General features: G+C 59.4%; 27 protein-coding genes and 1 tRNA gene. 14 read left to right on the top strand and 14 right to left on the bottom strand.

Going from position 1 to position 26,800, the window contains the following annotated elements; all coding sequences use genetic code 11:
- Positions 1-12: 12 nt before the first annotated feature.
- From N4A58_RS16955 to N4A58_RS16945, 3 genes are all read left to right on the top strand, one after another.
- Positions 13-1,137, top strand: coding sequence for a hypothetical protein (locus tag N4A58_RS16955; protein ID WP_293711731.1), 1,125 nt, complete (start codon positions 13-15; stop codon positions 1,135-1,137).
- 77 nt (positions 1,138-1,214) lie between these two features.
- The gene (gene deoC, locus N4A58_RS16950; RefSeq protein WP_293711728.1) at positions 1,215-2,192 is read left to right on the top strand and encodes a deoxyribose-phosphate aldolase; all 978 of its coding nucleotides are present in this window, start codon (positions 1,215-1,217) and stop codon (positions 2,190-2,192) included.
- A 6-nt stretch (positions 2,193-2,198) separates the two neighbouring features.
- A complete protein-coding gene (locus N4A58_RS16945) occupies positions 2,199-4,541 on the top strand; it encodes an aldehyde dehydrogenase family protein (protein ID WP_293711725.1) in 2,343 nt (780 codons plus the stop codon).
- A 41-nt stretch (positions 4,542-4,582) separates the two neighbouring features.
- On the opposite strand, the gene N4A58_RS16940 is transcribed toward N4A58_RS16945, so the two are convergent.
- Positions 4,583-5,401, bottom strand: a complete 819-nt coding sequence (locus N4A58_RS16940) for a sulfotransferase family protein (RefSeq protein ID WP_072708239.1) — start codon at positions 5,399-5,401, stop codon at positions 4,583-4,585.
- A gap of 123 nt (positions 5,402-5,524) precedes the next feature.
- Here N4A58_RS16940 and N4A58_RS16935 point away from each other — a divergent pair, with 123 nt between their 5' ends.
- From N4A58_RS16935 to N4A58_RS16925, 3 genes are all read left to right on the top strand, one after another.
- A complete protein-coding gene (locus tag N4A58_RS16935; RefSeq protein ID WP_293711720.1) occupies positions 5,525-7,102 on the top strand; it encodes a DUF5928 domain-containing protein in 1,578 nt (525 codons plus the stop codon).
- An 8-nt stretch (positions 7,103-7,110) separates the two neighbouring features.
- Positions 7,111-7,482, top strand: coding sequence for an HIT domain-containing protein (locus N4A58_RS16930; RefSeq protein ID WP_293711717.1), 372 nt, complete (start codon positions 7,111-7,113; stop codon positions 7,480-7,482).
- Between the two features lie 69 nt (positions 7,483-7,551).
- Positions 7,552-8,262: a hypothetical protein gene (locus N4A58_RS16925; protein WP_293711714.1), complete on the top strand. Its 711-nt coding sequence runs from the start codon at positions 7,552-7,554 to the stop codon at positions 8,260-8,262.
- Between the two features lie 3 nt (positions 8,263-8,265).
- Here the strand turns inward: N4A58_RS16925 and N4A58_RS16920 are convergent, their stop codons facing one another.
- Entirely contained in the window at positions 8,266-9,195 is a 930-nt protein-coding gene (locus N4A58_RS16920) for an ABC transporter ATP-binding protein (RefSeq protein ID WP_293711711.1), read from the bottom strand.
- 78 nt (positions 9,196-9,273) lie between these two features.
- Here N4A58_RS16920 and N4A58_RS16915 point away from each other — a divergent pair, with 78 nt between their 5' ends.
- Positions 9,274-9,462 (top strand): zinc-finger domain-containing protein, encoded by a 189-nt coding sequence (locus N4A58_RS16915; protein WP_293711708.1) that lies wholly within the window; start codon positions 9,274-9,276, stop codon positions 9,460-9,462.
- A 64-nt stretch (positions 9,463-9,526) separates the two neighbouring features.
- Here N4A58_RS16915 and N4A58_RS16910 read toward each other — a convergent pair whose 3' ends face one another.
- The 7 genes from N4A58_RS16910 to puuE form a co-directional block, all read right to left on the bottom strand.
- Positions 9,527-10,246, bottom strand: a complete 720-nt coding sequence (locus N4A58_RS16910) for a 2-dehydro-3-deoxygalactonokinase (RefSeq protein ID WP_293711705.1) — start codon at positions 10,244-10,246, stop codon at positions 9,527-9,529.
- A gap of 42 nt (positions 10,247-10,288) precedes the next feature.
- Positions 10,289-12,034, bottom strand: coding sequence for a SulP family inorganic anion transporter (locus tag N4A58_RS16905; protein WP_293711702.1), 1,746 nt, complete (start codon positions 12,032-12,034; stop codon positions 10,289-10,291).
- A 62-nt stretch (positions 12,035-12,096) separates the two neighbouring features.
- On the bottom strand, positions 12,097-13,770 hold the full coding sequence (locus N4A58_RS16900; RefSeq protein WP_293711699.1) for a bifunctional protein tyrosine phosphatase family protein/NAD(P)/FAD-dependent oxidoreductase: 1,674 nt from the start codon (positions 13,768-13,770) through the stop codon (positions 12,097-12,099).
- Between the two features lie 173 nt (positions 13,771-13,943).
- Positions 13,944-15,338 (bottom strand): nucleobase:cation symporter-2 family protein, encoded by a 1,395-nt coding sequence (locus N4A58_RS16895; RefSeq protein WP_293711696.1) that lies wholly within the window; start codon positions 15,336-15,338, stop codon positions 13,944-13,946.
- 69 nt (positions 15,339-15,407) lie between these two features.
- Positions 15,408-15,896 carry an ureidoglycolate lyase gene (locus N4A58_RS16890; protein ID WP_293711693.1) on the bottom strand — a complete coding sequence of 163 codons (489 nt, stop codon included), beginning with the start codon at positions 15,894-15,896 and terminating at the stop codon, positions 15,408-15,410.
- Between the two features lie 87 nt (positions 15,897-15,983).
- The gene (locus N4A58_RS16885) at positions 15,984-16,799 is read right to left on the bottom strand and encodes a bifunctional allantoicase/(S)-ureidoglycine aminohydrolase (RefSeq protein WP_293711690.1); all 816 of its coding nucleotides are present in this window, start codon (positions 16,797-16,799) and stop codon (positions 15,984-15,986) included.
- Entirely contained in the window at positions 16,796-18,208 is a 1,413-nt protein-coding gene (gene puuE / locus N4A58_RS16880) for an allantoinase PuuE (RefSeq protein WP_293711687.1), read from the bottom strand. Before puuE ends, N4A58_RS16885 begins: the two co-directional genes overlap by 4 nt.
- 158 nt (positions 18,209-18,366) lie before the next feature.
- On the opposite strand from puuE, the gene uraH reads away from it, so the two are divergent.
- Positions 18,367-18,726: a hydroxyisourate hydrolase gene (gene uraH / locus N4A58_RS16875; RefSeq protein ID WP_293711684.1), complete on the top strand. Its 360-nt coding sequence runs from the start codon at positions 18,367-18,369 to the stop codon at positions 18,724-18,726.
- On the opposite strand, the gene N4A58_RS16870 is transcribed toward uraH, so the two are convergent.
- On the bottom strand, positions 18,711-19,628 hold the full coding sequence (locus N4A58_RS16870) for a LysR family transcriptional regulator (RefSeq protein WP_293711681.1): 918 nt from the start codon (positions 19,626-19,628) through the stop codon (positions 18,711-18,713). The two genes, uraH and N4A58_RS16870, sit on opposite strands and share 16 nt — an antisense overlap.
- A 111-nt stretch (positions 19,629-19,739) precedes the next feature.
- On the opposite strand from N4A58_RS16870, the gene N4A58_RS16865 reads away from it, so the two are divergent.
- On the top strand, positions 19,740-20,966 hold the full coding sequence (locus tag N4A58_RS16865; protein WP_293711678.1) for a urate hydroxylase PuuD: 1,227 nt from the start codon (positions 19,740-19,742) through the stop codon (positions 20,964-20,966).
- On the opposite strand, the gene N4A58_RS16860 is transcribed toward N4A58_RS16865, so the two are convergent.
- A complete protein-coding gene (locus tag N4A58_RS16860; protein ID WP_293711675.1) occupies positions 20,963-21,946 on the bottom strand; it encodes a zinc ABC transporter substrate-binding protein in 984 nt (327 codons plus the stop codon). The two genes, N4A58_RS16865 and N4A58_RS16860, sit on opposite strands and share 4 nt — an antisense overlap.
- A 72-nt stretch (positions 21,947-22,018) precedes the next feature.
- Here N4A58_RS16860 and N4A58_RS16855 point away from each other — a divergent pair, with 72 nt between their 5' ends.
- Genes N4A58_RS16855 through N4A58_RS16845 form a run of 3 tightly spaced genes read left to right on the top strand, consistent with a single transcriptional unit; the run spans position 22,019 to position 24,010 of the window.
- Positions 22,019-22,501, top strand: coding sequence for a Fur family transcriptional regulator (locus tag N4A58_RS16855; protein WP_293711672.1), 483 nt, complete (start codon positions 22,019-22,021; stop codon positions 22,499-22,501).
- Positions 22,501-23,229 carry a metal ABC transporter ATP-binding protein gene (locus tag N4A58_RS16850; protein WP_293711669.1) on the top strand — a complete coding sequence of 243 codons (729 nt, stop codon included), beginning with the start codon at positions 22,501-22,503 and terminating at the stop codon, positions 23,227-23,229. The genes N4A58_RS16855 and N4A58_RS16850 overlap by 1 nt, the downstream gene beginning before the upstream one ends.
- A complete protein-coding gene (locus tag N4A58_RS16845) occupies positions 23,222-24,010 on the top strand; it encodes a metal ABC transporter permease (protein ID WP_293711666.1) in 789 nt (262 codons plus the stop codon). Before N4A58_RS16850 ends, N4A58_RS16845 begins: the two co-directional genes overlap by 8 nt.
- 25 nt (positions 24,011-24,035) lie before the next feature.
- On the opposite strand, the gene N4A58_RS16840 is transcribed toward N4A58_RS16845, so the two are convergent.
- The 3 genes from N4A58_RS16840 to N4A58_RS16830 form a co-directional block, all read right to left on the bottom strand.
- Positions 24,036-24,419, bottom strand: a complete 384-nt coding sequence (locus N4A58_RS16840; protein ID WP_338060987.1) for an H-NS histone family protein — start codon at positions 24,417-24,419, stop codon at positions 24,036-24,038.
- A gap of 404 nt (positions 24,420-24,823) precedes the next feature.
- A tRNA-Ala gene (locus tag N4A58_RS16835) sits at positions 24,824-24,899 on the bottom strand.
- Positions 24,900-24,987: 88 nt separating this feature from the next.
- Entirely contained in the window at positions 24,988-25,308 is a 321-nt protein-coding gene (locus N4A58_RS16830) for a TIGR02300 family protein (RefSeq protein WP_072708193.1), read from the bottom strand.
- A 104-nt stretch (positions 25,309-25,412) separates the two neighbouring features.
- Between N4A58_RS16830 and N4A58_RS16825 the strand changes: the two genes are divergently transcribed.
- Together N4A58_RS16825 and N4A58_RS16820 are read left to right on the top strand one after the other, a co-directional pair.
- Positions 25,413-26,105, top strand: coding sequence for a M48 family metallopeptidase (locus tag N4A58_RS16825; protein ID WP_293711661.1), 693 nt, complete (start codon positions 25,413-25,415; stop codon positions 26,103-26,105).
- A 74-nt stretch (positions 26,106-26,179) separates the two neighbouring features.
- Positions 26,180-26,797, top strand: a complete 618-nt coding sequence (locus N4A58_RS16820) for a GntR family transcriptional regulator (protein WP_293711658.1) — start codon at positions 26,180-26,182, stop codon at positions 26,795-26,797.
- Positions 26,798-26,800: the final 3 nt, after the last annotated feature.

Below are 26,800 nucleotides of genomic sequence, written 5' to 3'. Positions count from 1 at the left end.
AACACCGCTGGTATGACCAAAGACGAGTTGAATGCGCGCTTAATTCAGGGCCGAACACTAGCACACGCAGCGTTGCCCGATGGCGCACGCCGCACATCGAAGCTATCGGCAAAATACCAACGCGAAGGGTATGCCGAAGCGTTCGACGATACGACCCTGTGGTACGACGCCGTGTACCGAGAGGGCCGCGTGCATCTGGTGTGTCCCAAGCTGAATAACTTGAAGGCCGAGGTTCAGAAGGGATCTTTTTCGCTGGATGGCCTGCCCGTACGTATTGCGCGTATCCGCCAGTTTTATCGCCACGATATCATCGAGTTGCCCTCGATCACGTGTCCGTCGGAGGTGCGTCTCAGGGCTTTTGGTGGGACCATCACGTCCCCAGTGCATGCCGAAGAAACCGATCCATTCGCCGGACTGAATACTGCGCTCTGTTTGTCCAAGGACAATGAGTTGCGTTGGATCACCGACTTCGCCCGTTACCATGTCGAGATGCACGGGCTCGAGGCGCTGGTGCTGCTGGACAACGGCTCGACGAGTTACAGCGTTCAGGACATCGAAGATGCGCTGTCCTTGACCGATTTGAAGCGGATCATGGTGGTGTCGGTCCCTTGGAGATATGGTCCTCGGGGACGTGCACCTTATGCGCGGACGGAGAAGTATCTGCAAACTGCGCTCTTTAATGTGCTCCGGCTGCGCTGGATGCGGCAGGCGCGCGCTGTCCTGAGCTGTGATGTCGACGAGCTGATTTACACGCCCGGTACGACGATCTTTGATCTGGCTTTGAAGTCGTGGGGCGGGTTCGTGCGGGTGCCGGGATATTGGCGTTATCCCGACCCAGAGGCATCCGATCCCTCGCTGCATTCCAGCCACACGCACATGAAACAGAGCGAGAAGCCCTGTCCCACCAAGTGGTGCATTAATCCTTCGGGGCCGCTAGGTGGCTTCCAGTGGGACACCCATCTGCTGGAAAGATTGCCTTTGCCGAGCCTGTTCAAGTCGAAGCAGGGCAAGTTTTGGCATTGCCGGTCGACGACCACGGGCTGGAAATCAAACCGTCAACTCAAACAACAGAGTGATCTGGTGCCGGATCGGGAAACCGCTGAAGCGTTGGCGCAGGTGTTTAACCCGCCTGCCTGACGTAGCGCCGCTCTTGTTCCAATGGCGCGGGCGTGACAAGTTGACCAAAGAGTCAATTCCAGATCACAGGAAGCACCGTGCCTTCGACCTACGATCTTGCGCCAGACGCGGACTTCGCCCGCAATCCGGGCGTTCCGCTGGATATGGCATGGGTGAACGCCGCCCAAGCCAACACCCCCGCCATTCAACGCCGTTGTGCCACTTTGCCCGGTCGCCGCAGCGTGAAGAAAGACTATCAGGCCGCTTGGCTGTGCCGCGCCATCAGCTGCATCGACCTGACCACCCTGTCCGGCGATGACACAGTGGGCCGCGTCGCCCGTCTCACGGCCAAGGCCCGCCAACCCGTCCGCGCCGACATCCTGAGCGCTTTGGGCATGGAGGGGCTAACCGTTGGCGCCGTCTGTGTTTACCACGATATGATTGAGGCAGCAGTGAAAGGGCTCGATGGCTCTGGCATTCCTGTCGCAGCGGTGTCCACGGGGTTTCCTGCGGGTCTGTCGCCTTTGCACTTGCGGATCGCCGAAATCGAAGAGTCGGTGAAATCGGGCGCGCATGAGATCGATATCGTGATTTCGCGCCGCCATGTGCTGAGCGGCAATTGGCAGGCGCTGTACGATGAAATGCGCGCCTTCCGCGATGCCTGCGGGCATGCCCATGTCAAAGCGATCCTCGCCACAGGCGAGCTTGGCACGCTGCGGAACGTCGCCAAAGCCAGCCTGATCTGCATGATGGCGGGTGCCGACTTTATCAAAACTTCGACGGGCAAAGAGCCTGTGAACGCGACCCTGGCTGTGACGCTGGTGATGCTGCGGGCGATCCGTGACTACTACGCGCAGACCGGCCATGTTGTTGGCTACAAACCCGCTGGCGGCATCAGCAAGGCCAAGGACGCGATCAACTATCTGGCCCTGATCAAAGAGGAACTTGGCGATCGTTGGCTGCGCCCCGATCTTTTCCGCTTTGGTGCGTCTTCGCTGCTTGGCGATATCGAGCGCCAGCTCGAACACCACATCACCGGCGCTTATTCCGCCGCTTACCGCCACCCGATGGGGTAATCCGACATGTCCGTGAAAGAGATTTTTGAGACCATGAGCTACGGTCCCGCCCCCGAATCCGCCGCCGAGGCGCTGGCTTGGCTGGTCGATAATGGCAGCAGCTTTGGCCATTTTATCAACGGTGCCTTCACCGAGGTTGGCGACACCTTTGAAACCCGCAACCCTGCCACGGGCGAGGTTCTGGCCGAACTGACCCAAGCGACCCAAGCCGACGTGGATGCCGCTGTGGATGCCGCCCGCGCGGCCCAGCCGAAATGGGAGGCTTTGGGCGGGGCAGGCCGTGCGCGGTACATGTACGCGCTCGCCCGTGCGCTGCAGAAACACGGGAGGCTGCTCGCCGTGCTGGAGACTTTGGACAACGGCAAGCCGATCCGCGAGTCCCGCGATATCGACATCCCATTGGTTCAGCGCCACTTCTACCACCACGCAGGCCACGCGCAGTTGATGGACAAGACCATGGCTGACCGTGCCCCCGTGGGCGTGTGCGGACAAGTGATCCCGTGGAACTTCCCGCTGCTGATGCTGGCGTGGAAGGTCGCGCCCGCAATCGCGATGGGCAACACCGCGGTGCTGAAGCCCGCCGAATACACCAGCCTGACGGCCCTGTGCTTTGCCGACATCTGCCGCCAGATCGGCCTGCCCGCGGGCGTGATTAACATCGTGACCGGCGACGGCGCGGTGGGCGAGATGGTGGTGAACGCTGACGTGGACAAGGTCGCTTTCACAGGCTCGACCTCTGTAGGACGCAAAATCCGCGAGGCGACGGCTGGGGCTGGCATGGGGCTGACGCTCGAACTGGGGGGCAAGTCCGCCTACATCGTGTTCGAGGATGCCGATCTGGACAGCGCGGTCGAGGGATTGGTCGATGCGATCTGGTTTAACCAAGGGCAGGTCTGCTGCGCCGGATCGCGCCTGATCGTCCAAGAGGGCATCGCAGATGATTTCCACGCACGGCTGAAGGCCCGGATGGACCGGCTGCGGATCGGAAGCCCATTGGACAAATGCATCGACGTGGGCGCGATCGTGGACCCCGTGCAGGTCGAGACGATCACGAAACTAGTCGATGGGAACACCGCGGGCGAACTCTATCGCAGCGCCGCCGAAATGCCCGCCGAGGGCTGCTATTACCCGCCGACCCTGATCACCGGCCTGTCGCCCGCCGACACCCTGATGCAAGAGGAAATCTTTGGGCCGGTTCTGGTCTCGACGACCTTCCGCTTGCCGTCAGAGGCTGTGCAGATCGCAAACAACACGCGCTATGGTCTGGCCGCCAGTGTGTGGACCGAGAATATCAACCGCGCTTTGGATGTGGCCCCGCAACTGGCCGCCGGTGTGGTCTGGGTGAACGGCACCAACCTGTTCGACGCGGCGGCCGGTTTCGGCGGTGTGCGCGAGAGCGGCTTTGGCCGCGAAGGCGGATGGGAGGGGCTGAGCGCCTATACCCGCCCAAACCGCGAGCCCCGCGAATTGGCCAAGGTTGAGCCCAAAGAGGGCGACGGTCTACCCGTGGACTCCATCGACCGGACGGCCAAGCTGTATATCGGCGGCAAGCAGGCGCGTCCTGATGGCGGCTATTCCCAGCCCGTCTGGCAGGCCGATGGCGCGTTGGCGGGGCAGGTCAGTATTGCCAGCCGCAAGGATATCCGCAACGCGGTTGAGGCCGCGCACGGTGCCAAAGGCTGGGCCAAAACCACCGGCCACCTGCGCGCGCAAATCCTGTTCTATCTGGGGGAAAACCTGTCGGCGCGGGCCTATGAGTTCGCCGAGCGGATTGATGCCCTGACTGGACGCGGCGATGGCACTGCCGAAGTGAAGGCCGCCATTAACCGCCTGTTCACCTATGCCGCGTGGGCCGACAAATACGATGGCCGCGTGCACGGCGTTCCGATCAAGGGCGTGGCCATGGCCATGAATGAACCCGTCGGCGTGGTGGGCGCGCTTTGCCCCGATGAGCGGCCCTTGCTGGGGTTGGTGTCGGTGATGGCGCCGCTGATGGCGATGGGAAATACCTCGGTCTTGGTGGCGTCCGAACCCTATCCTCTGCTGGCGACGGATTTCATTCAAGTGCTCGAAACCTCGGACGTGCCCGCAGGCGTGGTGAATATCCTGGCTGGTTGCCACGGCGATCTGGCCAAGACGATGGCGCAGCACATGGATCTGGACGCGGTCTGGAGCTTTAGCAGCACCGACCTGTCCGGCCAGATCGAGGCTGCCAGCACCACCAACCTCAAGCGGACTTGGGTGAACAACGCCCTGACCCGCGATTGGATGGGCGAGGACGGCGAAGGGACAGAGTTCCTGGAGGCCGCTACCCGGATCAAGAATATCTGGGTGCCCTACGGCGAATAAAAGAAAACGCCCGGTCCGGTCTGGATCGGGCGTTTCTGCATTTATTCACCAAGTTTGGCGTGAACCTCGTCGAGGTCAATCTCGCCGATGGGCATCTTGTTGCCCGGGTTGTCAAAGTCGTATTTGAACAGCTCGAAATCGCGGTGGTAGATTTCTTTGACCAGATGCATCGACAGATCGTCAAAGTAATCCTCGACCGGGTGGGCGCGCTTGGGCCCATGGCCTTCGGATTCGTTGAAGCGCGGGATGTTCGCCAGATCGACGGTGTTTGGCGTCTCGATTGCGTCCAGAACGCTCTGCATGCCGTCGTTGAACTTCTCGGTCCAGAAGATGTTGTCGTAGCGCCCGCCGTTCACGATGAAGGTGCTGACGTGGCCCGCCATGGCCGACCAGTGGATGTCCGGTTCCATCGGGCGGCGCCAACGGATGGTGTCGCGGGTGAACAGCAGAAAGCGGCGGAACGATTTGATCTGGTCGAACTCTTGCTTGCCGTCCTCGCCGCCGACCTCAATCCCGTATTTCTGGATGAGCAGGGGGACGAGGTTGCCGCGATACCGGCGCCCATTCCGCTGGATGCCGCAAATCTTGTCAAAGAACGACGACAGCACGCGGGTGTAGGGGTTGCGCACGCAGGTGAACGCATAACTTTTGTGCGACAGCACGTTGCGCTCGATCAGCGGCTGGCTGTCGTCTTGTGACCACTTATGGAGGCCGGACTTGGAGTCGTGAATGTCTCCGTCAAAGAAACGACCATGGTCCGAATAGAACATGATCTGCCCAATGGTCGAGCAGGCACACTTGGGAACGACGCGGTAAACGACGCTCTCGCTCTCGGTCATCCAGGTCCCTGGAAATCCCATACACAATCCTCCGAAACGCGGCTCGCGTTCAATATTACTAATACAAAGCAAAGAATTGCGGTTTATTCAATTCCGCATCTCGCCTAACAAGGTATGGACGCGTTTTACTGGATTGTGGAGCACATGTCGCGCATTGCATTTATACTTCTCTGCCATAAAGACCCCAAAGCGATTATTGATCAGGCAGAGCGGCTGACCGCGGTAGGTGACTACATCTCGATCCACTTTGATGCGCGGGCGAAACCCGAACATTTTGCCATGATCAAAGAGGCTTTGGGGCCGAACCCGAACGTCGCTTTCGCCAAAAAACGCATCAAATGTGGCTGGGGCGAATGGAGCCTCGTTGAGGCATCCTTGTACGCGGTCGAAGCCGCGACCGAGGCTTTCCCACGTGCAACTCATTTTTACATGCTGTCCGGTGACTGCATGTCAGTCAAAACTGCCGAATATGCGCACGAGTTTCTGGATTCGAACGATTGCGACTTCATCGAGAGTTTCGATTTCTTCTCGAGCGATTGGATCAAAACGGGGATCAAGGAAGAGCGCCTGATCTACCGCCATTGGTTCAATGAGCGAAACAGTAAGTGGCTTTTCTACAAGAGCCTCGAGTGGCAGCAGCGGTTGGGCCTGACCCGCGAAATTCCGCATGATATCGATGTGCAAATCGGTAGTCAGTGGTGGTGTCTACGCCGCGAAACTGTCGAAGCGATCCTAGACTTCACCAAGCAGCGCAAGGATGTCATGCGCTTTTTCCGGACCACGTGGATTCCTGACGAGACGTTCTTTCAGACGCTGGTCCGCCATCTGGTGCCCGCCAAGGAAATCGAAACCCGCACGCTGACATTCCTGATGTTCAACGACTACGGGATGCCGGTGAATTTCTATAACGACCACTACGATATGCTTCTGGCGCAGAACTTCCTGTTTGCGCGCAAGATCAGCCCCGAAGCCAAAGAGTTGCGCGCCCGTTTGGGTGAGCTGTGGGCAACCGAGGATGTGGAATTCCGCATCTCGGATGAGGGGCGCAACTTGTACAAATTTCTTGCAGGTCGTGGCCGTGTTGGGCGCCGCTTTGCCCCCCGTTTCTGGGAGGCTGAGGCGACCCTCGGGCGCCACCGCGAACTGCTCATCATCGTCTGCAAGAAGTGGCACGTGGCAAAGCGTTTGCTCGACCAGATCAAACAGCGCGTGGACATCGCGGGCGTCGAATACCTGTTTGAGGAAGAGGGAACGCCGCTGCCCGATCTTGGTGGCATCCAGAGCAGTCTGGACAAGCGCGCTCGCCACCGCCGCGTGCTGGTGCGGATGCTCTACGAGGTCTACGAGACCGACAAGATGATTCTTTGCATGGACCCTTCGAATCTTGATCTCTTGCAGGACTTCATGTCGGACCGCTCGACGACCCGCGTGCTCGAGATCGACTGCTCGTTTAGTGATGAATATTTAGCCGGTCATGCAAAACGGACGGGGCTGGCGGGCGATCACACGACAGACGAACAGCTCGACCGTCTGGTGCCAACCCTGCGGAACGACCTGCATCACGAGCTCGACCGCATTCGCGACAAGGAATACGAGAACTACGAACGCATCAGCGAAGAAGCCGACCCCGAGGAAAATGCCGAAGCCTTGGCACGTTTCCTTGAGGTTGAACGCGATACAGCGCTAGAGATTATGCAAATCCATTACCTGTTCTCTGACTGAGGCTGCCGATGTCCTACACCTACGACGATCAGAACATTTTCGCGAAAATCCTGCGCAGCGAGATCCCGAACAAAACCGTTCTGGAGACCGAGCACACGCTGGCGTTCCACGACATTTACCCTCAGGCACCGATCCACGTGCTGGTGATCCCCAAGGGCCCCTATGTCTGCTATGATCACTTCTGTCAGGAGGCGTCGGACGCAGAGATCCTCGATTTCAACCGGACCTTTGGCAAGGTCTGCGAGATGGTCGGCGTCAAGGACGGCGGCTTCCGCACCATCGCCAACGCGGGCGAGAACGCGATCCAAGAAGTGCCCCACCTGCATTTCCACATTCTGGGTGGCCGTAATCTGGGCCGCATGCTAGCCAAGGCCGAGTAATGCACGGTCGGTTTACCGCCCATTCACGCGATTTGCCAAAGGCTTTCTGGAAACGGAGGGCCTTTTTCTATGGATATCGCAGGTGCGCTAAACAAGCTGGAGACGTCGGAGCTGCAAGCGTTGCTGGGACGGTTGCTGGAAGAGTATGCACAGCCTGCGTTCGGGGTGCTGCCAAAGCGCGAAGTGGACCTGATGATCTACCGAACTCTGCGGGATGCAGGCGTTGTTGCGCAGAATACCCCGCTCTATCAGTTGATGGCAGACCTACGTGTCAGTCGTAGCAAAGCGCGCAACCTGATGTTCGATCTTGAAATCCGCCAGACTCAGTCGGGTCAGCTGGACGATCAGGTGCGGTCGGTCATCATGAATGACAGCTATTTTCGAGACGCCAACTGGTTCGTGCTCGAAGTCGAGAACCCTGTCGTTCAGGCGCATCTGCGTGAAATCTGCCGCCGTGCGCGTGTCGTCACGGACGCCAGTTTCAATCTCAGTCTGGTGCGGCTGCCAGTGTCTGGGCTGGCAAGTGTGCTCGAGGAATTCATGACTACGGATCAGCAAGCCGAGGTGAAGCGCGGCCTCTACCGTGCGGGCAAACTGGATGATCCATCCTTCCGTGGGTTGATGAAGCGAGCTATGTCCGATCTGGCGGGGCGCTTCGCGGGCAAGGTCGGTGGCGAGGTCATGGACGGCGCAATTGGCGCCGTCGGAGAGTTCTTGCAGCCCATTCTGTCCGGTGATCAGGAGGCGATCACAGATATCTGGTCAGGCATCTATTCCTGACGCTCAGGCGTGGTGGGTCAGTTTCAGGAAGACGTCTTCGAGATCCGCCTGCTCGGTCTTCACATCGCGAATCACGATCCCCGCGTCATGAACTGCGTGCAGCACACGGTCTGCGGTGATCTGCTTGCTGTGATACCGGATGACCAAAGCGCCGTCGTGGCGGGTCGACACGTCCAGACCCTCGCCCTCGGGCAGGCGGTCAGGCGTGGTTTCGGGCTGGATCACCATCGCCTTGGCATCCAAGCGCCCCAGCAGATTGGCAGTCGTATCGCGGGCGACCAGAGAGCCTTCGTTGATGATGGCGATTTCGTCGCACATCTCTTCGGCCTCTTCCAGATAGTGCGTGGTCAGGATGATGGTCATGCCCTCTTCCTGATTGAGCTTGCGGACGTTGTTCCACAGCATCTGGCGCAGTTGGATGTCGACGCCCGCGGTCGGTTCGTCCAGCACCAGAATATGGGGGCGGTGGACCAGTGCTTTGCCCAGCAGAAGGCGGCGGCGCATGCCCCCGGATAGGGTGCGGGCATAGGCCTCTGCTTTGTCTTCAAGGCCAACAAACTTCAGGATTTCATCGCTACGGCGTTGGCTGCGAGGAACGCCATAGAGGCCTGCCTGCACTTCGAGCGATCCGCGCGGGGTAAAGAATGGGTCTAGGTTCAGTTCTTGCGGCATGATCCCGATCGAGGCGCGGGATTGGCGCGGGTTCTTGTCCTGATCCCACCCCCAGATGCGCACGGCCCCTTCGGTTTTCACCACGAGGCCCGCCAGAATATTGATCAGCGTCGATTTGCCCGCGCCGTTTGGGCCCAACAGGCCGAACACCGATCCGCGGGGAATGGACAGGTCGATGCCCTTCAGAGCCTCTTTGTGCGCGGATTTTCCGCTGCCGCTGTAGATTTTCCGAAGCCCTTCGATTTCGATCGCGTTGCTCACCGCTCTTGCCCCTTGCCAATGTGCCGATAGTATCGCACCTAACGCGCTAAGCGCCCTGCGACAACTGTGAGGACAGATATGACCACCAAAGCACCGGAAACCAAGATCGTAGATACCTATCGTGTTGCCTGTGATGGCGGCGAGGGCGCTCTGGGCCATCCGCGCGTGTGGCTGCAGGTCGACGAGGTCAACGGCTATGTCGAGTGCGGTTATTGCGATGCAAAGTATGTGCACAAAGACTTTGCAGACAAGCTCAGCGAAGCCTGATTGGCTGCGCGTGTGGAGGCGGCATTTCCGCCTCCGGCGGGGGTATTTTGTCCCAAGTTGAAGATCAGAGGGCGTTCAGGATCTGGAAGCCCTTTTCCACCATTTTCGCGCCGTCAGCGCGGATTATGGGTACGTGCTGAGCGTTCAGGATGGAGGCATAGGCCTCGGTGATCGGTGTCGTGCCGATCAGGGCGACCTCTTGACCCAGCCAGTAGGGGCGGGTCGCAGCGATTTCAGCACCCAAGAGATGACCGAGTAGAGCGTTTGCGTTCTGGCTGACCTGCGCAGTGTGGATTTGCGCGGCAAGGTTTGCAGGGCGAGACATGGTTTGTTCTGCGGCCTCGGTGTCCGGGGTCGTACCTGCGTTCAGGGTACGGGCCAGATGCGGGGTTGCGCAGCCTTGGAAGCTTACGATCTCTTTGGCCGACAGATGGACCCAGTAGGTGGTGTCGTCGCCCGGCAGGCAGAGGATGCCGTCCCATTCGTGGTTCAGGCTCTGGAAACCGATGGCGGCCACGCGGGCCCATGTCAGGCGGTCGCGCGGGCTGGCTTGGGTCGCTGTGGGCAGGACGCGCTGCGAGCCGTTTGAGGGCAGCGCATCGGGCGTCACAGGGCAGGGCACAGCTATGGTGTAGCTGCTGTCGCCTGCGATGATTGTATTGTCGGGTAGGGTCTCTGTCTGAGTGGGCCCTGTCGTGCGGCCCGCGTCAAAGGTCCAGAGGGTGGCGGTTGCGCCTTCGATCAGGGCGCCGTGCCATAAGGTGTTTTTCGCGGATGAGGTCATGCCCGCGCGCCTAGCGGAAAAAAGGCGCGCGGGTCAATGTTTTTAGGCGACAGCGGGGCGCGAGGCTTCGGGCCAGAGGGCCACCACAGCATCGTACTGCGCGAGGAAGACCTTGCCGGTCAGTTCATGCAGGAAGTGGCTGCGCTGCAGGCGGTCCATCACAGGGCCTTTGACCTCGGACAGGTGCAGTTTGATGCCCATTTCCGACAACCGAGTGTTGATCGTCTCGAGGCTTTCGAGGGCACTCATGTCGATCTCGTTCACGGCGCTGCACATCAGGACGACGTTCTTGATCGGCTGATCGCAGACCACACGGTCGATCACGTAATCCTCGAGGTAGCGGGCATTCGCGAAGTATAGGCTTTCATCGATGCGGATGGTCAGCAGGCTGGGATGTGTTTTTACGTCGTGGCGACGGATGTTGCGGAAGTGCTGGGTGCCGGGAACAAGGCCGACCTCTGCAATGTGTGGACGCGAGGTTTTGTAGAGGAACAGGCCGATGGACAGCAGAACGCCCGCCGACACGCCCTTTTCCACTCCGAATGCCAGAGTAACCACAATAGTGACGAAGACAGCAGCGAAATCGACGCGCGAGTAGGCCCATGTCTTTTTCAGGATGGAGAAATCTACGAGGCTGAGCACAGCAACGATAATGGTCGCGGCCAGTGTCGCTTTGGGCAGGAAGAACAGGGCAGGGGTCAGGAACAGGGTCGCAAGACCAATGCCGACTGCGGTGAACGCACCTGCAGCGGGGGTCTGCGCGCCTGCGTCAAAGTTCACGACCGAGCGCGAGAAGCCACCTGTGACAGGAAAGCCGCCGGACAGGGCCGAGCCAAGGTTCGCGGTGCCCAGACCGATAAGCTCTTGGTCAGGGTCGATGCGCTGTCGGCGTTTGGCGGCCAGAGTTTGCGCGACCGAGATCGTCTCGACATACCCGACGATTGAGATCAGGAGGGCAGGGATAGCGATCTGGCTCCAGAGGCCTAGGTCGAAGCTGGGAACGGCGAGGCCGGGCAGGCCGGTGGGGATGTCGCCCACAACTTTGACACCTGCTTGATCCAGCGAGAGACCGTAGGTGACCAGTGTGGTCGCGACAACGGCAGCGACGGGGCCAGTACGTGCCAGAGCAGCGCCGAGCTGTCCGGTCAGACCGATCTTGGCGAGCAGAGGCTTCAGATTGCCGCGTACCCAGAACAGGAAGGCTGTGGTCGCCACGCCGATGATGATCGTGGGCAGGTTCGCTTGGCCGATGTTCTCAAAGATGCGGTGGACGATCTCGATGAGGTTGTCGCCGCCGCCTTGGATCCCGAGGATGTGGCGCACCTGACTGGCCGCAATGATCACGCCGGATGCGGTGATGAAGCCCGAAATCACGGGGTGCGAGAGGAAGTTCGCCAGAAAGCCCAAACGCAGCAGGCCCATCACGGTCAGCATCAAGCCGGACAAGAACGCCAGCAGGATCGCAGCTGTGTAGTATTCAGGAGTGCCGTTCGCGGCCAACTGACCCGCAGCGGCAGCAGTCATCAGAGAGGCGACAGCCACAGGGCCCACCGCCAGAGCACGAGAGGTGCCGAACACGGCATAGATCACCAGAGGGGCGATAGAGGCATAGAGGCCAACTTCGGCTGGCAGACCCGCTAGCAGCGCATAGGCCAGCGACTGTGGGATCAGCATGATCGTAACGATGACGGCGGCCACGAGGTCGCTGGTCAGGGTCTCTTTGTTGTAGCTGGTCAGCCAGTCAAAGATCGGGAAGTAGCGTTTAAGCGAGGTGGTGCGTCGTGCCATAACTTGGCCTCTCGGGAAGGTAGGAATTGGCGGGCACCGGAGGGTGCGCCCACCCGTAGGGATCAGCTTGCGCTGACTTTTTCAGGGGTCGCCATCCATTCTTTACCGCGCAGCATGGCTTTCCAGTAAACGGGCGGCAGGATCTGCTCTTTGAGCAGCCACGCCAAACGGGTCGGCTTGGTGCCGTCCAAAATCCACGTGGGGAAGCTGGGCAGCAGGCTGCCGCCGTAGCCGAACTCGGCTAGGACAATCTTGCCGCGTTCGACGGTCAGCGGGCAGGAGCCGTAGCCGTTGTAGACCGCGCGGGGCGACTTGCCTTCGATGTCGGCGCTGACGTTTTCGGCAACGATGGGCGCTTGGATGCGGGCCGCCGCAGCGGTCTTTGCGTTGGGCGCATTCATCACGTCCCCAAGCGACCAGACGTTCTCGTAGGTTTTGTGGCGCAGCGTGGCTTGATCCACATCGACCCAGCCAGCAGAGTCTGCCAAGGGCGACACGCGGATGAAATCAGGAGCACACTGGGGCGGAACCACGTGGATCATGTCGAACTCGGTTGTGACCTCGGTCGGCTCGGTGTCGGGTTTCGACACCTTGAAAGTCGCGGTTTTCGCATCACCGTCGATCGACACGAGGTTGTGGAAGAAGTTCAGGGTTGCGTCGTAACGCTTCACATATTCTTCCAGCGCGGGGACATAGTCTTTGACACCGAACAAAACACCGCCAGCGTTCATGAATTGGATGTCAATGTTGGGCAGAACCCCATTGCGCTGCCAGTTGTCGCCGGACAGGTACATCGCCTTTTGCGGGGCGCCTGCGCATTTGATCGGCATCGGCGGCTGGGTAAAGATCGCGCGGCCCCTCTTCATGCCCTTCACCAATTCGTAGGTGTAGGGGGCAAGGTCGTAGCGGTAGTTCGAGGTCACGCCATTGCGGCCCAAGGTGTCGACCAGACCGGGGATCGCGTTCCAGTTCAGCTTCAGTCCGGGGCAGACGATCAGGCGGTCGTATTTCACGACGCGGCAGCCATCCAGGACGACAGCGTTGTTCTGAGGCTCGAACGCTGCAACGGCCGATTTGATCCAGTGGACGCCGTGGGGGATGAGCGATCCCATGGTTTTCGAGGTGGTTTCAGGGTCGAAAACGCCGCCGCCCACCATCGTCCAGCCGGGCTGATAGTAGTGGATGTCCGCAGGATCGATCAGCGCGATTTCAAGATTGGGTTGGCGGGCGCGCAGGCTTGATGCGACCGAGATGCCAGCAGCACCAGCGCCCACGATCACCACGTCGAACTTTGCGTCGCCTTCGCTGGTGGGGGTTTTGCCGCCATTCACGATGCGGCGGACCACGCCGGCCATGTCGTAGCCCGCGCCCTTGGTGGCAGCTAGAATGTCCGATGAGGATTTCTTGTCGGCTTGCGACAGTGACCACAGGGTGGCCGAGCGGGTGCCAGTGCGGCAGTAGGCCAGCACGGGACCGGGCAGTTCAACCAGCGCTTCGCCAAACTTGGCAGCTTCTTCGTCGGTCACCATGCCCGATGTTACGGGCATGTAGCAGGCCTCCAGCCCGACCTCTTTTGCGGCGCGTTCGATTTCCTCGAACGTTGGCTGGTCAGCCCCTTCGCCATCGGGACGGTTGCAGATGATGGCGCGGAATCCGGCGGCCTTGATGGCGGCCAGATCAGCGGACTCAATCTGTGGGCTGACTGAAACGGTCTTGTCGATCTGACGCAGATCCATGGGGCACTCCTCCGAAAAACTGTCACCTCTAAATATTCAATTTTATGAATAACACAAGACTGGAATGTGTGTTTAAGCTCGGACCCGTGCACTTTGGCGTGTGCTCGAAGACGAGAGAGGGCGCGATCCGGATGGATCGCGCCCTGACTAAGACAGCAGTTCTGCCCTATAAATTAACGGTGGCCCTTCATGCCGCCCGAGATTTCTTCGGTCGATTCGTCGGCCAGTTCTTCGGGAAGTACCAGGTTCAGCACGATCGCGATCAGCGCTGCGGGTAGGATGCCGCTCGTTGCCAGTACCTTTATCGACTGGGGAAGGTGCTGCAGGGCACCGGGCTCCAACTGCAGACCCAAGCCAAGGCTTAGGGCAATCGCAAAGATCACCATGTTGCGGCGGTTCCAGTCCACATCAGATAGCATTGAGACACCCGCGGCGACGACCATGCCGAACATGACAATCACACCGCCACCAAGGACTTCGATCGGGCAGGTGGAAATGATCGCGCCGACTTTGGGGATCAGGCCGCAGACGATCAGGAAGATCGCGCCGATGGTGACCACGTGGCGGCTCATGACGCCGGTCATGGCGATCAGGCCGACGTTCTGGCTGAAAGATGTGTTGGGCAGGGCGCCGAAAAGGCCCGAAACAGCAGTGCCTAAACCGTCAGCAAAGGTCGCGCCTTGGATCTCTTTGTCGGTGGCTTCGCGGCCAGCGCCACCTTTGGTGATGCCCGACACGTCGCCCACGGTTTCAACAGCCGAAACGAACGCCATCAGGCAGAAACCGACAACACCAGCGACTGTGAATTCGAGGCCAAAGTGCAGCGGGTTTGGCAGCGCCAAAGTGGCCGCATTGCTTACGTTTCCATAGCTGACCATGCCCATGAGGTAGGCAACGACGTAGCCCGCAAGTAAGCCGACCAGCACTGCAGATACCGACAGCATCCCACGCGTGAAAAACTTGAGCGCCAGCGTTACGATGATCACGACAAAGGCGACGAACCAGTTCTGCGCGCTGCCGTATTCTTCGGTGCCGATGGCGGGTACACCGCCGGCGGCGTATTGGATGCCGACTTTGACCAGCGCCAGACCGATCATCGTGACCACAAGGCCGGTGACCAGAGGCGGCAGGGCGAACCGGATTTTCCCGATGAAAAGGCCCAGAATAAAGTGGAAGATACCGCCAAGGAATACGCCGCCCATAAGGACCGCCATAGCATCCACGCCTTTGCCCGCGACGAGCGGGATCATGATCGGGATAAACGCAAAACTGGTGCCCTGTACGATGGGCAGTTTGGCGCCCACGGGACCTATGCCAATCGTCTGGAACAGAGTCGCGATGCCAGCAAAGAACATCGACATCTGGATCATGTAGATCATCTGCGGAAAGTCAGGCGAGTTCGAGCCGAACCCGAAACCCGCAGCGCCAGCGATGATAATCGCAGGTGTCACGTTAGAAACAAACATCGCCAAAACGTGCTGAATTCCCAGCGGCACGGCCTTGGCGAGTGGGGGCGTGTAATTCGGGTCTTTTAGTTCGGCTGGAGTGCCGATGGATGCGTCAGACATTACTTTGTTCCCTTCCTGATGGGGGTGATGGCGGCCTTGTGGCCGCTCTTTTGTTTTGGTGCGTCGCGCTTAGGCGCGATCGACAGTGACGGGTGCGTCCAACCAGAATTCTTCGAGGTTCACGGTGGTGCCGATGCGGTCGACGACGGCAAACAGGCCCGGCCCGTGCAGCGGGGTCAGCACTCCGTGCCACGTGCCGCGGTGCAGATTGACGGCGGTGTGGGGCGGCACGATGAAGGCATGGATCGGGCCCGGGATATCGTCCTGCCCTTCGGCCACGATGATAAGCCATTCATTCTCATGCATCGGAATGAATGCCTGTGATCCTTCGGGATGGCGTTCGATCAGATCGCAAGTGTAGGGCATTTCACGTGGAACAGCGTTGAACAGGCTAATGCCTGCGCGTCCCTCGGGGCCGAAATCCATATCGGCGCGGTCGTGGTAGCGTCCGCAGAAGCCTGCGTTGATGATTTTGTCCGGTTCGCCTGCGGTGGTCAGGACGTCTCCGAACGGGGCGAAAGCTTCGGCAGTGAGGGGGAGCGCGGTGATTTTAGTCATAGTAGGGCCTTTGAGCGGGGGAGGGGGCTGTCTGCCCCCCGGCGCATCTGCGCCTCCCCCCGAGAGTATTTTGGCAAAGATGAAGCATTAGAGCGTGAGGTCCGGATGGCGGTTCACGTCCTTGTAGAGGAGGTAGCGGAACGGGGTGTGGCCGCGGGCGATGCAAGCTTGGGGGCAGAAGGCGCGGAGCCACATGAAATCGCCGGGACCGACGCGGACCCATTGGTCGTTCAGCAGGTAGTCTGCTTCGCCCTCTAGCACGTAGAGACCGTGTTCCATGATGTGGGTTTCGGCAAAGGGGATGCGGCCACCCGGCTGGAAGGTCACGATGTTGACGTGCATGTCGTGGCGGATGTCGTTGGGATCGGCAAAGCGCGTGGTGGCCCATTTGTCCGTGTTGGGCATGGGGGTCGGCGTGCGTTCCAGATCGCTGGTGATGAAGGCGTCTGGGCGCGAGAGGCCGGGGACGCTTTGGTATTTCTTGCGGACCCAGTGGAATTGCAGAGGCTCGTCGGCAGGGTTGTGGACGGCCCAGGCGCTGTGGGGCGGGATGTAGGCATAGCCGCCCGCCGTCAGGGTGTGGGTCTGGCTGTCCAGCGTCAGGGTCATGGTGCCGCTGGCGACAAAGAGCACGGCTTGGGCATCGGGGTTCGGCTCGGGGCGAGTGGAGCCGCCGTTCGGGGCGACCTCCACCGCGTATTGGGCGAAGGTTTCGGCAAAGCCCGACAAGGGGCGGGCCAGAATCCAGACGCGGGTGTCGGTCCAGTCCGGCAGCAGGCTGGTGACAATATCGCGGTGGGTGCAGGCGGGCAGGACCGCGTAGGCGGTTGTGAAGATGGCGGTTCCGACGGGATCGCCGTCTTGTTTGGGCAGGCCACCGGGGGGGAAGGCGTATTGGGTCATAGCAGATCCTCGAGGCGCAGTCGGGCGATACGTTCGACCTGTTTGCAGGCCTCGGTGAATTCGGTTGCGGTGTCGTTGGCGATCCGGCGCTGGAAGGCGGACAGGATCGAGGCTTTGTCATGGTCGCGGACGGCGATGATGAACGGGAAGCCGTGTTTTTCGGTATAGGCGGTGTTCAGTTCGGTGAACTGGGCGCGCTCGGCGTCTGTCAGGGCGTCGAGGCCCGCGCTGGACTGTTCTGAGGTGCTTTCGGCAGTCAGGCGTTTGGCCGCGGCCAGTTTTCCGGCCAGATCGGGGTGGGCGCGCAGCACGCCAAGGCGCTCGTCATAGCTGGCACTGCGGAACATGCGGGCCAGAGCACTGTGGACCCCAGCGGCACGGTCGTGGGCTGGGCCGAGTTCCAGATCATAGGCGCGCTCGGCGATCCACGGGGAATGCTCGAAGATGCCGCCGAAGGTGCCGACAAAGGTGTCGCGGTCCATCTGGCTGGGGCGCGTTTTGCGGGTGTGAGGATGGGTTTTTGCCCAATGCACTGCGATGTCTAGGCGGGTTGGGGTCCAAACACCTTCGAAGCCCGCGATATAGTCGATGAACCGCTTCAGGCCTGCCATTTTGCCCGGTCGGCCGATCAGGCGGCAGTGCAGGCCGATCGACATCATGGCGGGGCGGCCATCAGATCCTTCGGCGTACAGGGTGTCGAACGCGTCTTTCAGGTACTGATAGAACTGCTCGCCCGTGATATAGCCCGGCGCGGTGGCGAAGCGCATGTCGTTGGCTTCTAAGGTGTAGGGGATGATCAGCTGGTCGCGATCCCCGACCTCAAGCCAGTATGGCAGGTCGTCGTCATAGGTGTCGCTGACATAGGCAAATCCGCCTTCTTCGGCGACCAGACGTACGGTGTTTTCGCTGCAGCGGCCGGTGTACCAGCCAAGGGGGCGCTCGCCGACCACTTCGGTGTGCAGACGGATCGCTTCGGCGATGGCAGCGCGCTCTTCGTCCTCGGGCATGTCTTTGTGTTCGACCCATTTCAGGCCGTGGCTGGCGATTTCCCAACCGGCGTTCTTCATCGCTTCGACCTGTTCGGGGCTACGTGCCAAAGCGCTGGCCACGCCGTAGATCGTCACGGGGATCGCCGCGCTGGTGAACAGGCGATGAAGGCGCCAGAAACCCGCCCGTGCGCCGTATTCGTAGATCGACTCCATGTTCCAGTGGCGTTTGCCCTGCCACATAGCGGCGCCTGCGATGTCGGACAGGAACGCCTCGGATGCCTGATCCCCGTGCAACACGCAGTTTTCGCCGCCTTCTTCGTAGTTCAGGACGAACTGCACGGCGATTTTTGCGCCACCCGGCCATTGCGGGTCTGGAGCATCGGGGCCGTATCCGATCATATTACGAGCGTAGCGGGTCATCTTTGGGGAAGTCCTTTCTTTGCGACAGCAGTATGACAGCCGATGGGCAACTGATTATCAAAAATTATTTGAAACAGTTTTTATGGCGGGTCGATATGCAAAGAGTGCCCATGTTCGCGGCAACCCCCTAGGATCACTGCCAGCAAAAGGAGCAAACCATGGCTGACGGATATCTGACCACCCACGTTCTGGACACGGCAAAGGGCGTTCCGGCCCAAGGGTTGACCATTGACCTCTATCGGATCGAGGGCGAGGCGCGGGTGCATCTGGCGACCAAAGTGACAAATGACGATGGCCGCACCGATGGGCCGATCCTGCCTGCAGGGGAATTTGCGATTGGCGTCTATGAACTGGTGTTTCAGGCGGGCGCCTATCTGGACGCCAGCGGTGTGCCGCAAGAAGAGCCGCGTTTTCTGGACGTTGTGCCGATCCGCTTTGGTATCAGCGATGCGGAGTCGCACTATCACGTGCCGCTTCTGATCTCGCCCTTTGGCATGTCGACCTATCGCGGCAGCTGAGTGTCCAGCGCCTCTTTGCAGCGGGCGACCATGAAGTCGCGGAAGAGCTGCACCTTGGGGTCGCGAAAGCGGCGGCTGGGGGATAGGCACGCCAATTGAGTCGCCATAGGCGGCGTGCGTTCGGCTACGGGTATGAGCGCGCCGCTGTTCAGGTGCTCGGCGACCTCGTAGACGGGTTTCATGATAATCCCGCAGCCGTCGAGTGCCCAATTCGTTAGCACATCACCGTCGTCGGATTCGAGCGTGCCTGTGACTTCGAACCGGCGTGGGCCCTTTTCGGTTTGCAGGGTCCACTGGAATTCCTTGGCCCCCGGAAAGCGCAGATTCAGGCAGTCGTGCCGATCCTCGACGAGGGCTTTGCCGTCCTCTGGCATCCCGCGTTCCGCGATATAGGACGGCGCAGCGCACAGCAGGCGCGGGATGTCGGCGATCACGCGGACCTTCAGGTCGCTGTCCGCAAGGGGGCCGATGTGGAAGGCCAGATCCAGCCCCTCGGTTGTGACATCGATCACGCGGTCTGACAGACGCAGGCGCACGTCGATATCCGGATATTCCCGTTTAAACGCAGGGACATGAGGCGCAATCAGTCGACGCCCCAAGCCCAACGGCGCCGCCACAAAGACCGTCCCGCGGGGAGACTGGCTGCGCTCCATCACGGCGGCTTCGGCGCGGTCGATCGCCTCGATAATCTCGCAGGCGCCGGTGTAGAAAACCTGCCCATGTTCGGTGGCATGAAGCGCCCGCGTGGTCCGGTTGAACAGGCGCACCCCCAGATGCTTTTCCAGTTCGGCAATGCGGGCCGAGGCCACGGCGGCAGACACCCGTTGATCTCGCGCGGCCGCCGACATGCTGCCCAATTCGTAGACACGCACGAACATCCGGATGTTGTTCACATAGCTCATGGGGCCTTCCTGCGATTATCAGGCTTGATTTGAAAGTCCTGCACCGACTTTCCTGATTATCAAGGGAATAGCCCCTTGGCTATGATCACCTCGATAACAGGAGGTTTGCCTATGTATGATCTCGCCGCTATGGGCGCGTGGTTGGAATTTGCCGTTCGCTGGTTGCATGTGATCACCGCGATCGCGTGGATCGGATCGTCGTTCTATTTCATCGCGTTGGACCTTGGCCTGCACCGTGACCGCAATCTGGCCAGCGGCGCAGATGGCGAGGAATGGCAGGTCCACGGGGGCGGATTTTACCATATCCAGAAGTACCTTGTGGCCCCCGACCAGATGCCCGGAGACCTGATCTGGTTCAAATGGGAGAGCTACGCGACCTGGCTGTCCGGCTTTGCCATGCTGTGGCTGGTCTACTATCTGGGTGCGGAATTCTATCTGATCGACCCGAATATCGCGGACCTTGCGCCGTGGCAGGCGATCCTGATTTCCATGGGCTCTTTGGGCTTTGGTTGGCTGGCCTACGACCGCATCTGCAAGACCAAATTCGGCGACAACAACACCCGCCTCATGGTTCTGCTGTTCGTCATTCTGGTGGGGATGGCGTGGTTCTATACCCAAGTCTTCACCGGCCGCGCGGCGATGCTGCATCTGGGGGCGTTCACCGCGACGATCATGTCGGGCAACGTGTTCTTTATCATCATGCCGAACCAGCGGATCGTGGTGGCAGACCTGATCGCGGGCCGCATTCCCGACGCGAAATACGGCAAGATTGCCAAGCAGCGCAGCACGCACAACAACTACCTGACCCTGCCGGTCGTGTTCCTGATGCTGTCGAACCACTACCCGCTGGCCTTTGGCACCGAATATACGTGGCTGATCGCCAGCCTCGTGTTCCTGATGGGTGTCACCATTCGCCACTTCTTCAACACGATGCATGCCCGCACAGGGACGCCGTATTGGACGTGGGCCGTGACCGCGATCCTGTTCATCATTATTATGTGGCTGTCCACCGCGCCCATGTTCCGTGCCGATGAGGCCGAGCAAGAGGTTCAAGTTGGCTTAGTGCAGTTCGCGCAGGCCGAGGGCTGGGAGGATGTGCATGATATCGTGATGGGGCGGTGTTCCATGTGCCACGCCGCAGAGCCCTTTTACGAGGGCGTCCTTTGGGCCCCCAAAGGTGTACGGCTGGACACCGAAACAGAGATCATCCGCAACGCCCGCGCTGTGTATTTGCAGGCGGGCCTGAGCCACGCCATGCCGCCTGCAAACCTGTCCTACATCGAAGACGAAGAGCGTGCGGCCATCGTGAAATGGTACGAGGCCGCGACGAGTGGTTAACTCTCTTGGCAGGTGGCGATTGCGGTCGCCATCTGGCTGATCAAAGCAGGGTAAAGGTCTGCCCCCAGCGCGAGCTCTGACCCCATTGGGTCGAGCATCCCGACCGAAAGGCCAAGTTCTTCTGCAATCTGTTCCGCCATGGCTGCGTTGTGCTGTGGCTCCGCAAAGATGCACTTCGCGCCCTCTTCTTCGACTTGGTGTCGGAGCTCGGACAGATGCGCGGCACCCGGTGCTGCGGCATCCCCAAAAGCAATGCTCCCGGCAATATGTACATCGAAGCGGCCTGCAAAGTGGCCGTAGGCCTCGTGGAAGACAACAATCGGCGTATCGTGGCTTTGTGCCAGCGTCTCGCGGGTCTCTGCGATCAGGTTTTCCAAGTCAATCGACGCGCGCATCGCATTTTGCGCATAGATCTCGGAACCCTCGGGGTCGAGATCAGTCAGATGCGCGGCGATGGCCGACACCCAGATATTTGCATTCTCGGGGTCAAGCCATGCATGGGGATCGTCGCCCGAGTGATCGTGACCGTCATGATCGCCGTGCGCCTCGTCATCATGGGCGTCATGGGCTTCTTCTTCGTGGGCATGGTCATCGTCATCGTCGTGATGCGCGTCTTCTTCGTGCAGGTGGCCTTCGTGATCCTCGGCGTATCCTCGGTGCACGGTCCCTTCGATATCCAGCAAAGCCATCGTCGCGCCATCGCCGCGCAGAGACTCCAGTGCATCATCCAGCCATAGGGTCAGTTCGGGCCCCATCCAGATCACGCTATCCGCGTTCGCCACGCTGCGGGCTTGGCTTGGGCGGAGCTGGAAATCGTGTGCGTCCGCGCCTTGGTCCATCAAAAGAACCGCTTCGCCGCGGTCTCCCATCACCATAGAGACCAGAGAGTGCACCGGAGGGATGTCGGTCGCAACGCTGAGCGGTGCAGCATTTGCGGTGCCCGCCATAAAAAGCGCGAGGGTCGTGAGTGTATTGCGCATGAGGTCTCCTTGAGGTCGTTCGGAGGTTCTCATATACTGTAACGTGATAATATAACAATAGGCAGCTTGAAAATGTCCGAGACGTCGCCAGCATTCCATGCCCACAACCATGACAGCTGCACGCATGATGTGCTGGAACATGCGGAAAATATGGTCCGCCGTGAAGGATTGCGCCTGACGCCGGTTCGGCGCCGCACCTTGGAAATCTTGGTGTCAGAGCACCGCGCGATGGGCGCTTACGAAGTGCTGGACCGCTTGGCCGCCGATGGATTCGGGAATCAGCCGCCCGTTGCGTATCGCGCGTTGGAATTTCTGGTCGAGCATGGGCTGGCCCACCGGATCAACCGTCTGAACGCCTTTGCCGCTTGTATGCACCCGGGCGAAGCGCATAGCCCCCTGTTCCTGATCTGTCAGAGCTGCGAGGCCGTCGCCGAAGCGCCTGCCGACGCCGTTCGGACGGCCGTCGAGGACTCTGCGCGGGGTCACGACTTCGCCGTAGAGCGTGTGAATATCGAGGTTCTGGGCACGTGTCCCAGCTGTGCCGGAGCTGAGTAATGCTGATTGCGGCTACAAATATGTCAGTGACTCACGGATCGACGCCCGTCCTGCGAGATGTGGATTTCCAGATCGAGAAAGGCGAGATCGTCACGGTGATCGGCCCCAACGGGTCTGGGAAATCGACCCTGATCCGGGCTCTTTTGGGGGTGTTGACGCCGTCGAGTGGGCAAATCGCGCGGGCCAAAGGCCTTCGCATTGGCTACATCCCACAGAAGCTGGCGATCGATGCGAGTTTTCCCATGACGGTTCGCCGGTTTTTATCTCTGCCGCGTCGGATCAGTGATAACCTTGCTTTGCGCGCCTTAGAGCGCACGGGCGTCGCAGGGTTGGAACAGCGGCAAATGTCTGACCTCTCGGGCGGACAATTCCAAAGGGTCCTCTTGGCCCGCGCACTTTTGTCTGAGCCAGATATTTTGATTTTGGACGAACCGACCCAAGGATTGGACCATCCGGGCATTGTCGCATTCTATGAATTGATCGAAGAAGTGCGTCGCGACCTCGGTTGTGCGGTTTTATTGGTGAGCCATGATCTTCATGTGGTGATGCGTGCCTCTGACCGCGTCATTTGTTTGAACGGTCATATTTGTTGCCAAGGCACACCAAGCGTTGTGCAAAACGCGCCCGAGTATCAAGCATTATTCGGGATCAGCGACTCGAGCACTTTGGCAATTTACGAACACCACCACGACCACAGCCACGATGAAAACGGGTGCTGCCATGATTGATGATTTTCTTTTACGCGCCCTTCTGGCTGGCATCGGCTTGGCAATTGCGACCGGTCCTCTGGGCTGTTTCGTTGTTTGGCGGCGTATGGCGTATTTTGGTGATGCGACAGCGCACGCCGCGGTTTTGGGGGTCGCATTCGCCTTGATTTTAGGGCTGCCTTTGACTTTCGGAACGCTTCTCATTGCTCTTGCAATGGGTCTTGCCGTTTCCGCTTTGTCTGCTCGGGGTCATGCGATGGACACCACGCTCGGAGTTTTGGCCCATTCGGCATTGGCCATAGGTTTGGTGGCTATTAGTTTCGTTCAGGGCGTTCGAATAGATGTTTCCAGCTTATTGTTCGGCGATATCCTTGCTGTCGGATCCAACGATTTGATGGTGATATACACTGGTGCCTCTCTGGTTTTGGCATTGCTGGTTTGGCGCTGGCAATCTTTGCTAACTTCGACACTTAATCCGGAGCTTGCGGTCGCGGCGGGAATTTCCCCAAAGCGAGAACAGTTGCTTTTGACGTTGGCGTTGGCCCTGACCGTCGCAATTGCGATCAAGGTCGTGGGTGCACTGCTCATCTCGGCTATGCTGCTGCTGCCTTCTGCAAGCGCACGCTCGCTCTCGCGCACGCCAGAGGCTATGGCGCTCTGGGCTGTGCTCATTGGTGTTCTGGCGGTGTTTGGGGGGCTGATGGGCTCTTATTGGTTCGACACGCCAACAGGGCCGTCAATCGTTGCTGCAGCGGCTCTGATTTTTACCGTTTCACTGCCGCTACGAAAATTGGCGCAATAAAAAAGGCGCCCTCGGGCGCCTTTTTTTAGATTTCCAGATCTTCCATCGGTTTTCCGGCTTCGATGTGCTCGAGAACCCAAGCGGGTTTGCGGCCACGGCCAGTCCAGGTGACGGTCGGATCTTCGGGGTGACGATAGCGCGGCGGAGATTTCGAAGCCGTCGCCTTTTTCTTTCCGTCTAGCAGTTCCGCCAGCGAAAAGCCCATTGCGCGGGCCTCGGCTTCGACTTTTGCGCGTGCTTCGCTTAGTCGGCGATCCTGATATTCGTTGATTGCTTTATCAACATCTTTCTGAAGTTTCTTCAGCTCGGTGAGGTCGAGTGAGTCCAGGTCGATATCCATTGCCATTCCCATCCGTTGTTTACCAACGCTTCTTCGTGTGAGTGATTGACTTGTAATAAGAACCATCATGACATTTTTCCAGCGTAAATAAACATTTTTTTCAAGGCGCAAAGAAAGTCGGAACGAATTGGCCGATCTGAAAGGGTATTCAATTGAAATTGTTGGGGTTTGCGCCTGTGACGGATCACTCTTAATGGATTGAGAAAATTGTTGGCTCACGGATGAGGGAGGTGAGAAAAACGTGACTCCCCCATAAGTTGAAAGGCTGAATACGATAGTAACCCCGCGCAATTTATTGACGCTGGGTTAACAAATGAAATCTTCTTTTGGCATTCGCAAAGCGTGAAGCCAACAAAAACAAAAATAATGAGGTTCGAGGGTGCGCGCAAAAGCGGGCGTGCAAAAACTGAAAACAAAAAGCGAAACGAACCGATCCTTAATCGGTAAAACTTTTGTCAGTTTTAAGAAGAAATTGGTGGAGCCAAGGGGGATCGAACCCCTGACCTCTTGCATGCCATGCAAGCGCTCTCCCAGCTGAGCTATGGCCCCATCAGGTGCACCGTTGGTGCGTGTCGCGCTAATTAGATAAGCGAACGGGGGAGTGCAAGCGCAAAACACATCCCCCGTTCGAATTTTTTTAGTTGTCGTCGTCGTCAGCTGCGACGTCAGCCAGCTCGTCGAGCGAGACGTTATCATCGTCATCGTCGTCCAGCAGATCATCGTCCAGATCAACGTCCGAAGAATCGTCATCATCCAGGATGACATCATCCTCTTCTTCAGCCGCTTTGGGCTTCAGCTTGCGGGCGGTATCCTCTGCGACAAAGGAATTACGCTTGCCGGTATCGATGTTGACGATCTCGCCGGTGTAGGGGCTGACGATCGGATTCTTGTTCAGGTCGTAGAAGCGTTTGCCGGTGGTCGGGCATACGCGTTTGACGCCCCATTCTTCTTTGGGCATGGGTGATCCCTTTCGCTTTCTGGTGCTTGCAGGCGGTCGAAGACCCCTGCCATAAGGTCGGACGGGTGTCAAAGGCTAATAAAGACACCACTTGGAGCGCGCATATGGGACAACATATCCTTTCTGGCAACCCCCCAGTGCCCGTCGTTCTGCGAAGATCGGCGCGCGCACGGCGATTCACCTTGCGTGTGTCGCGTTTGGATGGACGTGTCACCCTGACTTTGCCAACGGCCGCGTCCGAACGTGAGGGGCTCGCTTTTGTCCGTGAAAAAGAGGGCTGGATTCGAAGCCAGTTAGAGCAGCACGTCCCTACGCAGACTTTGGCGGTGGGTGGTGTGGTCCCGTTCGAGGGACGTCCAAGACGGATTTCAGTCACGGATGGCGCGAGGGTGGTTCTGACAGATAACGAGATCGCGTTGCCCCGTGGCGGCCAAAACGCTGGTGCACGGATCAAGGGCTTTTTCCGTGAGCGGGCACGCTCCCGTTTTGCCGAGGCCGCGCACCACTACGCGGGCCGTCTTGATCGCGCCTACAGCGCTATTTTGCTAAAGGATACGCGGTCGCGATGGGGCTCTTGTACCCACGACGGTAAACTCATGTTTTCATGGCGCCTGATTATGGCGCCGCCGGATGTGCTGAACTACGTGGCCGCGCACGAGGTCGCTCATTTGCAACATATGGATCACTCTGCAGCCTTTTGGGGCGCGGTCGAAAAAATCTACGGTCCCTGCGCAAAACAGCGCGAATGGCTGCGACGCGATGGCGCAAAGCTGCACGCTTTCCGTTTTGAAGATTGATTTCCTCTGAGTTTGTGATCACATCCTAAGTCATGTTGATGTCCTCTCAGAAAGCGGCCGAGTCGGGGACACCGATGGCGGCCCACGATCGCACCTATCGCCAGTTGCGGACCCGAATCATGCACGGCGAATTGCGACCGGGCGAAGCGCTCACATTGCGCGGCATCGGCAAAGAGTTCGGAGTATCGATGACACCGGCCCGAGAGGCGCTACGCCGTCTGGTGGCCGAGGGCGCCCTCACGCTCAGCGCGTCTGGCCGAGTGGCCACGCCAGAGCTGTCAAACGACCGGATCGAGGAGTTGGCCGCCCTGCGCGCGCTCTTGGAGGTAGAGCTCGCGTCCCGTGCCCTGCCGCGTGCGCACATGGCGCTGATTGACCGGCTCGAGAGCATTCACGCCAACATCAGCATGAACGTCAAAAAGCATGACGCGGTCGGCTATATTCGGACCAACCTAGAATTCCACCGCACGCTCTACCTGCGTGCTCAGGCCCCCGCGATGCTCGCGATGACTGAGACCGTCTGGCTGCAGCTCGGGCCCACCATGCGCGCGCTATATGGGCGTTTAAACCGGACCGAGCCGCCTATTCACCACCGCCATATTATCGCTGCACTCAAGGCAGGGGACGAGCCGGGCCTGCGCTTGGCTGTGCGGTCCGATGTGACCCACGGCCTGCGCCTTTTGGCCAGCTGAACG

It is taken from the genome of Donghicola sp. (assembly GCF_025210255.1).
In the GTDB taxonomy this organism is placed as follows: domain Bacteria; phylum Pseudomonadota; class Alphaproteobacteria; order Rhodobacterales; family Rhodobacteraceae; genus Donghicola; species Donghicola eburneus.
Note: the sequence above shows the minus strand (reverse complement) of the source record. Positions and strands in the feature narration are given on the sequence as shown.

What these genes read in the sequence shown, in the direction of transcription:
- N4A58_RS16860 (WP_293711675.1), bottom strand. Translation starts at nt 21,946, where the DNA reads ATGCGCAATACACTCACGACCCTCGCGCTTTTTATGGCGGGCACCGCA.
- N4A58_RS16865 (WP_293711678.1), top strand. Translation starts at nt 19,740, where the DNA reads ATGTATGATCTCGCCGCTATGGGCGCGTGGTTGGAATTTGCCGTTCGC.
- N4A58_RS16855 (WP_293711672.1), top strand. Translation starts at nt 22,019, where the DNA reads ATGTCCGAGACGTCGCCAGCATTCCATGCCCACAACCATGACAGCTGC.
- N4A58_RS16890 (WP_293711693.1), bottom strand. Translation starts at nt 15,896, where the DNA reads ATGACTAAAATCACCGCGCTCCCCCTCACTGCCGAAGCTTTCGCCCCG.
- N4A58_RS16945 (WP_293711725.1), top strand. Translation starts at nt 2,199, where the DNA reads ATGTCCGTGAAAGAGATTTTTGAGACCATGAGCTACGGTCCCGCCCCC.
- N4A58_RS16940 (WP_072708239.1), bottom strand. Translation starts at nt 5,401, where the DNA reads ATGGGATTTCCAGGGACCTGGATGACCGAGAGCGAGAGCGTCGTTTAC.
- N4A58_RS16900 (WP_293711699.1), bottom strand. Translation starts at nt 13,770, where the DNA reads ATGGATCTGCGTCAGATCGACAAGACCGTTTCAGTCAGCCCACAGATT.
- N4A58_RS16895 (WP_293711696.1), bottom strand. Translation starts at nt 15,338, where the DNA reads ATGTCTGACGCATCCATCGGCACTCCAGCCGAACTAAAAGACCCGAAT.
- N4A58_RS16820 (WP_293711658.1), top strand. Translation starts at nt 26,180, where the DNA reads ATGGCGGCCCACGATCGCACCTATCGCCAGTTGCGGACCCGAATCATG.
- N4A58_RS16885 (WP_293711690.1), bottom strand. Translation starts at nt 16,799, where the DNA reads ATGACCCAATACGCCTTCCCCCCCGGTGGCCTGCCCAAACAAGACGGC.
- N4A58_RS16870 (WP_293711681.1), bottom strand. Translation starts at nt 19,628, where the DNA reads ATGAGCTATGTGAACAACATCCGGATGTTCGTGCGTGTCTACGAATTG.
- N4A58_RS16955 (WP_293711731.1), top strand. Translation starts at nt 13, where the DNA reads ATGACCAAAGACGAGTTGAATGCGCGCTTAATTCAGGGCCGAACACTA.
- N4A58_RS16850 (WP_293711669.1), top strand. Translation starts at nt 22,501, where the DNA reads ATGCTGATTGCGGCTACAAATATGTCAGTGACTCACGGATCGACGCCC.
- uraH (WP_293711684.1), top strand. Translation starts at nt 18,367, where the DNA reads ATGGCTGACGGATATCTGACCACCCACGTTCTGGACACGGCAAAGGGC.
- N4A58_RS16840 (WP_338060987.1), bottom strand. Translation starts at nt 24,419, where the DNA reads ATGATGGTTCTTATTACAAGTCAATCACTCACACGAAGAAGCGTTGGT.
- N4A58_RS16905 (WP_293711702.1), bottom strand. Translation starts at nt 12,034, where the DNA reads ATGGCACGACGCACCACCTCGCTTAAACGCTACTTCCCGATCTTTGAC.
- N4A58_RS16935 (WP_293711720.1), top strand. Translation starts at nt 5,525, where the DNA reads ATGTCGCGCATTGCATTTATACTTCTCTGCCATAAAGACCCCAAAGCG.
- N4A58_RS16825 (WP_293711661.1), top strand. Translation starts at nt 25,413, where the DNA reads ATGGGACAACATATCCTTTCTGGCAACCCCCCAGTGCCCGTCGTTCTG.
- N4A58_RS16830 (WP_072708193.1), bottom strand. Translation starts at nt 25,308, where the DNA reads ATGCCCAAAGAAGAATGGGGCGTCAAACGCGTATGCCCGACCACCGGC.
- N4A58_RS16925 (WP_293711714.1), top strand. Translation starts at nt 7,552, where the DNA reads ATGGATATCGCAGGTGCGCTAAACAAGCTGGAGACGTCGGAGCTGCAA.
- N4A58_RS16910 (WP_293711705.1), bottom strand. Translation starts at nt 10,246, where the DNA reads ATGACCTCATCCGCGAAAAACACCTTATGGCACGGCGCCCTGATCGAA.
- puuE (WP_293711687.1), bottom strand. Translation starts at nt 18,208, where the DNA reads ATGACCCGCTACGCTCGTAATATGATCGGATACGGCCCCGATGCTCCA.
- N4A58_RS16930 (WP_293711717.1), top strand. Translation starts at nt 7,111, where the DNA reads ATGTCCTACACCTACGACGATCAGAACATTTTCGCGAAAATCCTGCGC.
- N4A58_RS16845 (WP_293711666.1), top strand. Translation starts at nt 23,222, where the DNA reads ATGATTGATGATTTTCTTTTACGCGCCCTTCTGGCTGGCATCGGCTTG.
- N4A58_RS16915 (WP_293711708.1), top strand. Translation starts at nt 9,274, where the DNA reads ATGACCACCAAAGCACCGGAAACCAAGATCGTAGATACCTATCGTGTT.